The organism is Vibrio sp. SCSIO 43155 (assembly GCF_023716605.1).
Lineage (GTDB): Bacteria > Pseudomonadota > Gammaproteobacteria > Enterobacterales > Vibrionaceae > Vibrio > Vibrio harveyi.
This window is the reverse complement of the sequence record NZ_CP071852.1, coordinates 1493755-1506880: the sequence shown is the minus strand read 5'-3', so window position 1 is coordinate 1506880 and position 13126 is coordinate 1493755. Positions and strand designations below refer to the sequence as shown.

The window sequence follows — 13126 nt, the reverse complement described above, 5'->3', positions numbered from 1 at the left end:
CAGACCTAAGATGTCATTAAAGTACAAGGTGTCGCTTAGTTCGATTCCGCCTTTACTGTTCCGGTTTAGGTTATTTTACATCGAGCACTCGGCTGGCTTTCTTATATTGCACTTTCCAGCCTGACCATCGTGGTAGCTCCCAGCGTTTTGGGTCACCTTTCCGGTTACCTTCTGTGTAGATGACATGAACCAATTTACGTGACACAAAGTACTCTACGTCGAGTTTTAGTTCAGCTAACACCAGCTTAAGTGGAAACTGTTCTGCAAAATCTTGATATTCCCAATCTGGAATACCTTCGAAAGGGATATCATCCGCGTCAAACAGTTCGATGTCTTCTACACTTTCGACACCAAGCGTTTCCAGCTGTTCGACCAGCCAAGTAGAAAAAGACAAATCATCAAGCATGCTTTTATCAACAGGAGTTTGGTTTAACCCGAGAGCGTTATAGATCTTCCAATGCTGAATTTGTTGCTTTCTTAGTGGCGCAAATCCCGGCAATAGCGCTTGTTCATCAATCATCTCGACAATAGACTGAACCGCCACTTCTCCTTGAAGTGCTTGGTATTCAGTACAAATGGTTCGCCCTGCATAGATCAAATGCATGGTCGCGCGCGGGACTTCTTCATCATAATTGGTTTCGCCTTGCTGCCATTCGCCAAGTTCTAATTCACGTAGCAGCGCCAAGGAAACAGGTAACATCACAGATGCAAGGTTAAGCGTCTGCTTTACGCCTCTTCCGGGAACACTATGGCTATCGAGCACCAATGCTGCCTCACTTTTATCAGGGAAGCGGCTATTGCGACCGACCACCATTTCCATCAAGCCATTGCCCAAAGCGTCACGGCGTCGTTCTCGACGAACAAAGACCAGCTCGGGATGTAACTTGGCGATTGCTTTAGTCAGTTCATCACGTTTGTATCGCGATGCTGCGTCAAGTTCTGGCAATTCAAACACTTCTCGCATCTGTTTCGCCAAGCCTTGTGCTTCTTCAAGTACGCTCACATCAACATTAACGCCAGGAAGTTGCTCTCCTCTCACCAAGCGAATCATCAGCGATGCATCACAACCAAATGGTTCTTCTTGCGCTAGGGCTTCGGCAGACTCACCGCCTTGCAATTGATGCAACTGAGCTGGAACAGAGAGTGCGGCAGCTAAGTCGATCATCGCTTCTTTTTCTGATTTGGTTTGCATACGAGTGACTAAATCAGCAAACAATGCGTCAATAGGTAAGGGGTAAACTTTTTTACCATGCTCGGTGACATCACCTTGTTGGTCTATCGCTTCCATACCTCGCAAGGTTTGGCTCGCGGAGAGCAGCGATTTTTCAGGTAACGCATCAAGAAATTGAAGTTCGGAAAGTCTATAGCCGCAACAAGCAGCCGCAAGCATAGGCTCCACAAGTTCTTCACGATGTAATTCGGGTGGGGTAACCAATTCTAATGGCGCATGTTCACCAAACAGACGAATACACGCCCCTTCTGCAACACGACCAGCACGCCCCATTCGCTGAGCGGCACTGGCTTTGGAGATATGAGTTAATGTCAGAGCTGTGCGTCCGTTTCGTTGCACCGTTCTGCGTTCCAAACCACTGTCGATCACCACGCGGATATTGGGAATGGTCAGCGAGGTTTCCGCCACGTTGGTCGCTAAAACCACTTTGCGTTGATTTTGTACCGTTAACGCATGGTGTCGCTCTTCATCACTCACCGAAGCATGCAGCTTCACAATCATTACGTCATTGATGTTTTGCAGCATTTGTGCGCATTGAGTAATTTCTTTGCGACCCGGTAAGAAAACGAGAATATCGCCCTCTTCATCTTCCAGCGCCTCCTTCACTGTTCGAACGACATCATTCTCGCAACCTTTTTTGTTCGGTAAGTAACGGCTATCCAGTGAACGATGGGTAACGGTAACAGGAAAACAACGACCTTCCGATCGCAGCCGTTTGGCATCCAAATAGTTCGCCAGTTTTTCACCTTCTAAGGTTGCTGACGTCACGATCAAGCGGTGTTGCTTTTCTTGCTTTAAAATCGCCGTAAGGAGATCAATGTCCCAGCGACGCTCATGAAATTCGTCCACCATCACGATATCGAAGCTAGCAAGCTTGTCTTCTGCGAACCAACGTAGTGCAACACCAGGCGTCACAAACACGACTTTGGTGTTTTCATCATAGTGAGCGTGAAGCTTAATCGCGTAACCAATCTGCTTCCCTAACGGTTGACCAGATTGATCAGCAAGAAACTCTGCCAATGACGTACATGCGATTCGACGCGGCTCAATGACCAATACTCGACCATGATTAGCAGACCAAAGCGGTAAACGCGTAGATTTACCAGAGCCCGTTTCGGCTTCTACCACCAAATGGTGGTGATTCACGAGTTGGTCAAATTCAGCTTGTAAGCTATCGATAGGCAATTGAGACATAACAAATAAGAACGTGATAATGGATTGCGGGGCATTATACCTGAGTGAGAAATTCCTGCTTTAGGAATCGATTTCATGGTTATGTTTTCTTTCCAGTGACGATATTTTCGTCGGGAACTGAATTTTTTTGCGACATTACGTTGATGTACATCAACGAATGTTTACAACTAAATAGTGAACCCGTTAGAATTTTGCACGCATCCTTCAACCCTACATTTAAGGCACCCAATGAACAACGACAAGCGCCCACTCTATATCCCATATGCGGGTCCGGCTCTTTTAGCGACTCCTCTATTGAACAAGGGCAGTGCGTTCTCTGCAGAAGAACGTAGTTCATTTAACTTGGAAGGTCTTCTACCAGAGACAACTGAAACGATCCAAGAACAGGTAGAGCGTGCGTACCAACAGTACAAAAGCTTTGAAAGCGACATGGATAAGCACATTTACCTGCGCAACATCCAAGATACAAACGAAACGCTATACTACCGACTAGTTCAAAACCACATTTCAGAGATGATGCCTATCATCTACACACCAACTGTTGGTGCAGCGTGTGAGAACTTCTCAAATATCTACCGTCGTGGTCGTGGTCTATTTATCTCATACCCGAACCGCGATCGTATCGATGATCTGCTAAACAACGCAGCCAACCACAACGTTAAAGTTATCGTAGTGACTGATGGCGAACGAATCTTGGGCTTGGGTGACCAAGGTATCGGCGGCATGGGCATTCCAATCGGTAAACTTTCTTTATACACGGCGTGTGGTGGTATCAGCCCTGCGTACACGCTACCAATCGTACTGGATGTAGGTACTAACAACCCGCAACGTCTAGCAGACCCAATGTACATGGGCTGGCGTCATCCCCGTATCACGGGTCCAGATTACGATGCGTTTGTTGAAGAGTTTATCCAAGCAGTACAACGTCGTTGGCCAGATGCGCTAATCCAGTTCGAAGACTTTGCACAGAAAAACGCAATGCCGCTTCTAGAGCGCTACAAAGATCGCATCTGTTGTTTCAACGATGACATTCAAGGTACAGCGGCGGTAACGGTAGGCTCTCTACTAGCAGCATGTAAAGCGGCAGGCACTAAGCTTTCAGATCAACGTATTACTTTCTTGGGTGCAGGTTCAGCAGGTTGTGGTATCGCCGAAGCGATCATCGCACAAATGGTGTCGGAAGGGATTTCTGATAAGAAAGCGCGTTCACAAGTTTACATGGTTGACCGTTGGGGTCTATTGCAAGAGGGTATGCCTAACCTTCTTGATTTCCAGCAACGCTTGGTTCAGAAGTTCGACAACACAAAAGAGTGGGAAAATGAAGGAAATGGCTTCTCACTTCTTGATGTGATGCACAACGCGAAACCAACAGTGCTGATCGGTGTATCGGGTGCTCCGGGTCTGTTCAGTGAAGAAGTAATCAAAGAGATGCACAAACACTGTAAGCGTCCGATCGTGTTCCCATTGTCGAACCCAACTAGCCGTGTAGAAGCAACGCCAAACGACATCATTCGTTGGACAAACGGCGAAGCATTGGTTGCAACAGGTAGCCCATTCGAGCCAGTGGTTCATGAAGGTCGTTCTTACCCTATCGCACAATGTAACAACAGCTACATTTTCCCAGGTATTGGCCTTGGTGTTCTGGCGGTGAATGCGAAGCGTGTAACCGATGAAATGCTGATGGAATCAAGCCGAGCGTTGGCAACATGTTCGCCATTAGCTATCAACGGCAACGGTGCCCTACTTCCACCACTAGAAGAAATTCATTTGGTATCGAAGAAGATTGCATTCGCTGTTGCGAAGAAAGCAATTGAGCAAGGCGTTGCGCTAGAAATCACCGATGAAGCGTTAAACGACGCCATTGACCAAGCGTTCTGGCAGCCTGTTTATCGCCGTTACAAACGCACAGCATTCTAAATTTTGCTACGCTTTGTATAATAATTAGCCCTCGCATTGCGGGGGCTTTTGTTTTTTATGCTTTTTTTTCTCATCCTAACCGTATTTTGGCATAAATGAGCTTCTCTCTTTTCATTTCTATCAGATATGATGAGGGATACACATTGAAATAAGGACATCGAACGTTTTGCTGTTTTCCCGCATAAAGTCAAAGTGGAAGCTTAAATTCTCATGGAAGCGTCTGGCTTTGGTTTTGTCGATCTCTTTAATCGGTCTCCTCGTCACCGTTATCGCCATAGACCGTTGGGTTGTGCTACAAGCACAAGAACAAATTTTTACCGACTACGAGCAAGTACCCGAGCATGAAGTCGCCGTTGTTCTTGGTACCAGTAAATACATTGGTAAGGTGCTCAACACCTATTACACACACCGAATCAATGCGGCTATTGAGTTGTACAAACAAGGCAAAGTGAAGCAATTTTTGTTGAGTGGGGATAACGCTCACCGCTCTTACAATGAACCTTGGACGATGAAACGAGACTTACTGAAAGCCGGTGTGCCGGAGGAGGTCATCCATCTCGATTACGCAGGATTTCGTACTTTGGATTCGATTGTTCGAGCAAAGAAGATTTTTGCCTCTGAGCGCTTCCTAATTGTCACACAGCGGTTCCACTGTGAGCGTGCTCTTTTCATTGCCGATGCATACAATATCGACGCACAATGTTTGGCAGTAGCAGGTCCAACGGCAAGCAAGCAAAAACTCAACATGCGCACTCGTGAACTTATGGCTCGTGTAAAAGCATTCTTAGATCTGTACGTAATGCATACTCAACCGCGCTTTCTTGGTCCTCAAGAGCCAATCGTTGCCGTGGAAGAGGTACCAGAAACCATCGATAACGAACGTAATATCCCTGTGCAGTAAACTCTATGAGATGTCGTTTATTTCAACCACTCAGCCATGCATTACACACCGATAACAATTCATTAAAAGTAAATGGGTAGCTTTCTACCCATTTCTAATTCCCGACCTCACACTTTCTTGCTCGACCGTCGATTCAGACAAAATTACCTTTCGCATTCACAGTAACATTTAATCAATAAATAACTACAAGTCAGTTACTTTGCCATAAAAAACCAACACTAAGGCAATGCAAAAGGAGCACAACCATGACCGCACTCGCTGTGACATTGAAGAACTGGTTCTTCACTCGCAACAGCATGATATTAACGTCTAATGTCCTGCTATTCGCTATATTGTTCAACACCCTACCCTTTGATCCTCAAGTCGTAACTGGCTTGTGTATTTTGATTTTCGTAGCTGTACTTTGGTTAACGGAAGCAATCCATGTGAGCATCACGGCTCTTTTGATCCCGCTACTCGCGGTATTTTTGGGGGTCTTTAATACGCAAGCCGCACTGAACAACTTCTCTAACTCGATCATCTTCTTGTTCTTGGGTGGATTTGCTCTTGCCGCTGCACTTCATAAACAAAAGCTCGATCAAGCCATCGCCGATAAAGTGTTGCTCATCGCACGCGGTAAGATGTCAGTTGCTGTGTTCATGTTGTTTGGTGTTAGCGCGGGTCTTTCAATGTGGATTTCAAACACTGCAACCACAGCCATGATGTTGCCATTGGTTCTAGGTGTAATGAGCAAACTGGATGCGAAGAAAAGTCACAGTACCTACTTGTTCGTTCTACTGGGCATTGCTTACAGCGCCTCTATTGGTGGCATTGCAACGCTAGTTGGTAGCCCACCGAACGCTATCGCAGCGGCAGAAGTCGGTTTGAGTTTTACAGAGTGGATGGAACTAGGTTTACCAATTTCATTGATTCTCATGCCTATCGCTATCTTGGTCCTTTACACCATGACTAAGCCTGATTTGAGCCACAAGTTCGAACTTGACCACCAGCCTGTTGAGTGGACAAACGGCAAAATGATCACGCTAGCAATCTTCCTATTGACGGTTACTTTGTGGATTTTCAGCAAACCAATCAACGCGATGCTAGGTGGCTTTGCTAAATTCGATACCTTAGTGGCAATCGGTGCAATTCTTTTGCTTGGTGCGTCACGAGCAGTGGAATGGAAAGATATTGAGAAAACCACCGATTGGGGCGTACTGATCTTGTTCGGCGGTGGTATCTGTCTGAGCAATGTGCTTAAAGCGACAGGAACAAGCGTATTCCTAGCAAATGGTCTAGCTGGATTCCTAGAGCAAGCAGGCGTGCTACTGACTATCTTAGCCGTTGTCGCATTCGTCGTTTTCTTAACTGAGTTTGCAAGTAACACGGCGAGTGCTGCACTGTTGGTGCCCGTATTTGCAACCATTGCTGAGGCTCTTGGTCTATCGCCAGTGATTCTATCTGCGCTAATCGCTGTTGCTGCGTCTTGTGCCTTCATGCTTCCAGTAGCAACACCACCAAATGCTATTGTTTTTGCGACGGGTCATATTAAACAGAAAGAAATGATGCGAATTGGTATGGTTCTGAACATCGCATGTATTGGTGCACTAACGCTGTTCGCTTGGTTGTTCTGGTAACAACGAGGTTCTGGAAAAACGCAGAGAGCTACATCATGCGCAGCTCTCTGTCGTCAAAGTCTAGCACTACAGCTGCTGTTCTCGGTAATCATATGAATACCTAGCTACTACCCCATAGTCATGTTCAGCAGTTTCCCTTTTGGTGGTCGGTCGGCCACCTTTTTTCTTCTCTGTATTTCTCTGTCTAAGGCTGGATTTAAGACGCCACATCTGACTTCATTTGCATGCCGTAATTCACTTCGATTCGGTTACGACCATTGCGCTTAGCTAAGTAGAGCACTTCGTCTGCACGAGCCATCGTCTCAGAGACTCGTTCATTTTGCATCTGAGCGACACCGATACTGCACGTCAAAGGTTCACCATGAACCCACAAGTGACTTTCAACATTCTGTCTTATGACTTCTGCTTTTTTCACCGCTTGTTCCACATGGGTGTCAGGGCAAAAAACCACAAACTCTTCCCCACCCCATCGAACCAGGCGATCTTCGGGTTGAATCGAACTTGAGATTACCATGACGAACTCACGCAGAATATCATCACCCATCTGGTGACCGTACTTGTCGTTCACACGTTTGAATTTATCTAAGTCCATATACAAAATGGAAAATGAGTCGTGCCCCCATCGAACCTGTCGAGCTTGCTGTTCTAGCCAACTTTGTACCGCATGACGGTTCATCGCTCCAGTCAATGCATCACGGTGCGCCAGTTCAGCGAATTCATAATTTTGCGCACGTAACGTGTTGTTAACTTTCTCTAGATGACGATGACGTTTTTTCGCTTTGTTGTAAGCCATTTTGTTCTTTCGCATCTCGTGCAGTGAAAATGCCAAACCTAATGCCATCCAGGAGAACAATAAAACAAACAACAGCGTTGATTGCTGGACGTACGCACCTTCAAACTCAATTTTGTCGATCACGATCTTATGTTTACCAAGCGCCGCACCTGCACCTGTCGCTAAATCAATGCGTGTAATGTTAGAAAACTCCGGAGCAGAGTGCTCAATAGCAACATCATTGTCATTCAACCACCATGTCATAACTTGAAGGTTCTTAATTGGGATCTCAATAATCTCACTGAAATCGGAAGGAGAAAACTGCATACCATTGTATTTAATGGTGTATTCATCCGTTGGTATTGAGTAGGCAGAGTTAAAGTTTCTTAAATACAAACGTAGATTTTTGCTTGGGCTTTGCCCATCACCTGCAGCCTCGTAACGGATCTTCAAACGGACCGTGTGGTAACTAGAAAGATCCACCCCCTTGGTTGCTTCTTTTACATCGGTGTACACGGAAATTCCACAGTATGGCCATGCGTACTTACTCTCTTTGAGATCACAATTTAAAGTCAAACTGTGGTTTTGATAGGTAATATCTGACTCACTCAGACCGCCCGCAATAGCGTCATTGGTTACATGGATATTGAACTTGTCTGGTGTAACTTCAAGTTTGCGGGTGTCACCAAGCAAGCTATATAACGCCACCAAACTGATGGTGCATATCGATAATGCAAAAATTAATCTATGTATCCATTTCATCACGACCAACCTAGTTACTGAGTATCATTCTGTTTATATCGACCAATGTACTGAATGTTATTTCACTTTTCAAATAAAGTTATTTATCAAGCCAAAAAGTGATTTTTAACTCAAATTCTCACTATTGATACATTACATGTGGTTATACAACATGATCTTGCTCCAAAGTAGCCTGTGTATTTTCATTTAAGTGCTTGTGCGAAGCACTTCAAACCTTAATAGAGTACATCGATTAAAAAACCAACAAAGAACACTCAAATCCCGCAACTTCGCTCCCTCTTCCTGCCTATCGAGCCCGGTTCGGTATATACTGTGCAAAAACACAATAATGAGTAATGTCATGTCAATAATTGCTACTGGTACGCTAAGTAAGATGCGTGCTTCTCTAGACGGTGCCGTAAGTTACCGTTTACCTGTCGGTGATGAAGAAGTGGATCTAAGTCCGTTTCTTGGTCAAACACTTACCTTGACTCACACTGGCAACATTTACTGCTGCTCTTGCGGTAAGAAAACTAAAAAAAGCTATTCTCAAGGCCACTGTTTCGTTTGTATGAAAAAGTTAGCGAGTTGCGACATGTGCATCATGAAGCCAGAAACTTGTCACTACGAGCAAGGTACCTGCCGTGAACCTCAATGGGGGGAAGAGAATTGCATGGTAGACCACTTCGTTTACCTGTCGAATACGTCAAGCTTGAAAGTTGGTATCACACGTCATACTCAAATCCCAACCCGCTGGATCGATCAGGGTGCGACGCAAGGCCTACCGATCTTCAAGGTGAAAACCCGCCATATCTCTGGTCTGATTGAAGTAGAGTTAGCGAAACACATTGCCGATAAGACGAATTGGCGTACTCTATTAAAAGGTGATGGAGAACCAATTGAGCTACAAGAGCGTTTCGCTGAGCTGCTGCCATTGGTGGAAGATAAAATTGCTGAGATTAAGCAACAATACGGTGATGATGCTATTGAAGTATTAAGTGAGAACATCACTTCCCTGAGCTACCCAGTTCAGCAACATCCAACAAAAATCACCTCACACAACTTTGATAAGAACCCTGTCGTCACTGGCACGCTACAAGGCATTAAAGGTCAATACCTAATCTTTGATACTGGGGTGATTAACGTACGTAAATTTACTTCGTATGAGATTGAAGTGAGCGAATAAGCCTCGATTAATTGAATTTAGAGAAACGAAAAAGCTCGAGCCAAGTGCCCGAGCTTTTTGTTCTTTGAGTTTTCGATTCTTACGCGTCCAGTATGCTCTCTAACACATCAAATAACATATCGATCTCAGCTGTGGTGTTGTAGTGCATACAACCAATTCGCACCACGCCACCAGATTCTTCGAGCCCCAATTGGCGAACCAACCCGAGTGCGTAGAAGTGCCCGTTCCAAACGCAGATATTGTGTTCCCCCAACGTTTTAGCAATGAACTCTGGAGCGTATTTATCAAACGTAAGAGCAAACGTGGGTGTCCTCAGTTGGCTACTTTCATCGTTAATACCAAACAGATTCACCCCATCAAGCGCACTCAGACGCTGTAAGAAATGCGCACTTAATTGCTGTTCATGCTGATTATATAACGCGTAGCTTTGCTCTAAACGCTGACGAAGTGATGCACCTTCATCACCAAATTGCGCTAAGTATTCGATAGCAGCAGTCACGCCTGCTAAACCTTCAAAACTCTGCGTTCCTGTTTCGAAGCGTCCTGGTCCAATATTCGTTGCAGGTTCCACTTTATACGGTTTGATACTGTGCAACCATTGGTCAGCAATGTAAGCGATACCGACATGTGGTCCAAAAAACTTATATGCGGAACACGCCAAGAAATCACACCCTATAGCTTGCACATCGACTAAGTGGTGCGGCGCATAATGAACAGCATCCACATAAACCTGAGCACCAATGCGATGCGCCAGTTCTACCACTTGATGAATGTCGACAATTGAGCCGGTGGTATTCGATGCGTAAGTCACAGCGACTAAGCGAGTCTTTTCGCTCAGCAGACTTTGCAGATGTTCTAGATCTAACGTACAGTCATGTTCGTTGATTCTCACTTGGTGAACAATGACGCCTTTGTCTTCTGCGGCTTGCTGCCAGCTCGATACATTGGAGTAGTGATCTAACGCCGAGACAATGATTTCATCTCCCTCTTTCCAATCGCGACTGATCGCACGGCTTAATTGGAAAGTCAGTGACGTCATATTGGCACCAAAAACGATATTACCGGATGAAGGTGCATTGAGCAGTGCTTGCGCAGACTCACGAGCGGATTGCATAACGTCAACCGTCGCTTGACTCGAGAAATAGTGCCCACCGAGATTAGAGTTAAAATGCCCAAGGTAACTCACCATACTGTCTAACACCGACTGCGGTACCTGTGAACCACCAGGACCATCAAAAAACGTTACTGGACGGTCGTTATGGTATTGCGCCAATGCCGGAAACTGCTCTCGAATTTGATTAAGATTGAAGTTCATTTCGTTTGTCCGTCGCTGTCAGTACAAATACATCCATGTGACCTTCTTGATCATTAATCACTGAGCGAATTGGAACGGCGTTGTGCCACAGTTTGCTGTCTGCCAGCATTGCTACTTCCCCATTCTCCAGCACTTTACGGAAGAAAGGCGCTTGATTGTGGCTGCTGTAAAGCATGATGTCCCCGCCCATGATGTTGTGACGTCCCACGCCGACAAGCGCGATATGGTCAAAGCCATCTTGGTGCACGCCTTCGGGAGCAACTTGAGTTTCATCATAAATCGCTGTGATTCGAATCTGGTGAATTTCGATTTCCTGACCTTCTGGTAGGTGATTAGCATTAACAAACAACGCGCACATTTCACGGAAGCCGTCACTTGAAAGAATACCTTTCTCAATCGGCTCAAATTGACGAACGACATCACCTTGAAAGCGGTTGATATCCGATGACTGAACAAAGCTGTTCTTGTTTAAATCAATCACTTGACCATTTTCAAACCCCACGACGGAGTAGCGGCGTAAACGATACTGACCATCGGCATGTTCTGTCCGAGGTAGTCCTTCAAAGGAAGGAGAAAGTTGCTCAATCGCGGCCATGCTGAGCTGAGTTAAATGTAGGGTGTTCTCACGTGAATGTAACATCATTGGCTCCTTTAATGAGGCACATCTAGTTTGTTTTAGTTAACATTTAATTTACATTCTAGGATACGCAAATATTCTGCAATTACCAGAATTTGACGTTGATAGCTTCAACAAAAACGAAAAAACAACATACATATCTAATATTTTGTTAAATATCAGTCTAAACATTCATGACGGAGCATTCACAACATTTGAAACTAGAACTCTCCACTATGAATAGAATTTTATTCTGGAATGGCACACTCGATGATATACCCAAGTGACTTCAAGATGCAGGATTCAGAGCGTTGTCATTGATTCGAGTTCAAGGAAAACAACACCGCGTAATAGCCAGCTCTTTCCAAGTTGTTTGACGCAGAAATCGAGGCACTGACACGCTCCCGAAGGGCGAGTTGTCTTGGCTTGTATACTTTGTTGCCGATTCTTGATTTAGAGTGACTAGATCTTTAAATCGTCGCCGCGTCTACAAACCAAGTCATTCTCGCTGAACCTAGCATCTCGAGGTTACTTGGGTATAAACATCAGCAAGTTCTAACCTATAACCAATAATTCGGTTGGCTCCTTTCGTTTATGCTTTTAAAGCACTAAGAATTTCCATACAATCGGAGAAAATGTTCAGCCCTCTATGGAGCCATAATGAGCGACGTAAAACACTGTAAACTATTAATTCTTGGTTCTGGTCCAGCAGGTTACACCGCAGCAGTCTACGCAGCGCGTGCCAATCTAAACCCTGTGCTTGTGACGGGAATGCAGCAAGGTGGTCAGCTAACGACCACAACAGAAGTAGAAAACTGGCCTGGTGATGCAGAAGGTCTTACTGGTCCTGGTTTGATGGAACGCATGAAAGAGCACGCAGAACGATTCGAAACAGAAATCGTGTTCGATCACATTAACGAAGTGGAATTGTCTCAACGTCCATTCCGTCTAAAAGGTGACTCTGGTGAGTACACTTGTGATGCGTTAATTATCTCTACCGGCGCATCAGCAAAATACCTAGGTCTTGAATCTGAAGAAGCGTTCAAAGGCCGTGGTGTATCGGCATGTGCAACCTGTGATGGTTTCTTCTACCGTAATCAAAAAGTAGCGGTAGTGGGTGGTGGTAACACAGCGGTAGAAGAAGCGCTTTACCTATCAAACATTGCCTCTGAAATTCACCTGATCCACCGTCGCGACTCATTCCGCGCTGAAAAGATCCTCGTGAAGCGTCTGATGGATAAAGTAGAAAGCGGTAACATCATTCTTCATACTGATCGCACTCTAGATGAAGTGCTAGGTGACGACATGGGCGTTACTGGCGTTCGTATCAAAGATGTGAACAGCGGTACGACCGAAGATCTCGAAGTAATGGGCGCATTCATCGCAATCGGTCACCAACCAAATACACAGATCTTTGAAGGCCAGGTAGACATGAAAGATGGTTACATCATCGTTCAATCTGGTCTTGAAGGAAACGCAACACAAACCAGCATTAAAGGTGTGTTCGCAGCGGGTGATGTGATGGATCATAACTACCGTCAAGCTATTACCTCTGCAGGTACTGGTTGTATGGCTGCACTGGATGCAGAACGTTTCCTAGACGCACTTACTGACAAATAACTTTTCACATTTGTGTC

9 protein-coding genes are annotated in these 13126 nt (G+C 45.3%); 5 read left to right on the top strand and 4 right to left on the bottom strand.

Annotation, left to right across the window (positions count from 1 at the left end):
- Nucleotides 1-70 precede the first annotated feature (70 nt).
- Nucleotides 71-2425, bottom strand: a complete 2355-nt coding sequence (locus J4N44_RS06865; protein ID WP_188015204.1) for a helicase-related protein — start codon at nucleotides 2423-2425, stop codon at nucleotides 71-73.
- Between the two features lie 228 nt (nucleotides 2426-2653).
- On the opposite strand from J4N44_RS06865, the gene J4N44_RS06860 reads away from it, so the two are divergent.
- The 3 genes from J4N44_RS06860 to J4N44_RS06850 all read left to right on the top strand — a co-directional run bounded on the left by J4N44_RS06860 (nucleotide 2654) and on the right by J4N44_RS06850 (nucleotide 6859).
- Nucleotides 2654-4342: an NAD-dependent malic enzyme gene (locus J4N44_RS06860; RefSeq protein WP_005444490.1), complete on the top strand. Its 1689-nt coding sequence runs from the start codon at nucleotides 2654-2656 to the stop codon at nucleotides 4340-4342.
- A 166-nt stretch (nucleotides 4343-4508) separates the two neighbouring features.
- A complete protein-coding gene (locus J4N44_RS06855) occupies nucleotides 4509-5243 on the top strand; it encodes a SanA/YdcF family protein (protein ID WP_009700901.1) in 735 nt (244 codons plus the stop codon).
- Nucleotides 5244-5488: 245 nt separating this feature from the next.
- A complete protein-coding gene (locus tag J4N44_RS06850) occupies nucleotides 5489-6859 on the top strand; it encodes an SLC13 family permease (protein ID WP_009698107.1) in 1371 nt (456 codons plus the stop codon).
- A gap of 196 nt (nucleotides 6860-7055) precedes the next feature.
- Here the strand turns inward: J4N44_RS06850 and J4N44_RS06845 are convergent, their stop codons facing one another.
- Nucleotides 7056-8393: a GGDEF domain-containing protein gene (locus tag J4N44_RS06845; RefSeq protein ID WP_252044998.1), complete on the bottom strand. Its 1338-nt coding sequence runs from the start codon at nucleotides 8391-8393 to the stop codon at nucleotides 7056-7058.
- 340 nt (nucleotides 8394-8733) lie between these two features.
- Between J4N44_RS06845 and J4N44_RS06840 the strand changes: the two genes are divergently transcribed.
- Nucleotides 8734-9558 (top strand): DUF2797 domain-containing protein, encoded by an 825-nt coding sequence (locus J4N44_RS06840; RefSeq protein ID WP_026000105.1) that lies wholly within the window; start codon nucleotides 8734-8736, stop codon nucleotides 9556-9558.
- Nucleotides 9559-9637: 79 nt separating this feature from the next.
- On the opposite strand, the gene J4N44_RS06835 is transcribed toward J4N44_RS06840, so the two are convergent.
- Both J4N44_RS06835 and J4N44_RS06830 read right to left on the bottom strand, forming a co-directional pair.
- The gene (locus J4N44_RS06835) at nucleotides 9638-10873 is read right to left on the bottom strand and encodes a cysteine desulfurase-like protein (protein ID WP_049536176.1); all 1236 of its coding nucleotides are present in this window, start codon (nucleotides 10871-10873) and stop codon (nucleotides 9638-9640) included.
- Nucleotides 10857-11516, bottom strand: coding sequence for a 2OG-Fe dioxygenase family protein (locus J4N44_RS06830; protein ID WP_005444497.1), 660 nt, complete (start codon nucleotides 11514-11516; stop codon nucleotides 10857-10859). The genes J4N44_RS06835 and J4N44_RS06830 overlap by 17 nt, the downstream gene beginning before the upstream one ends.
- Before the next feature lie 633 nt (nucleotides 11517-12149).
- On the opposite strand from J4N44_RS06830, the gene trxB reads away from it, so the two are divergent.
- Entirely contained in the window at nucleotides 12150-13109 is a 960-nt protein-coding gene (trxB, locus tag J4N44_RS06825) for a thioredoxin-disulfide reductase (protein ID WP_252044997.1), read from the top strand.
- Nucleotides 13110-13126 lie beyond the last annotated feature (17 nt).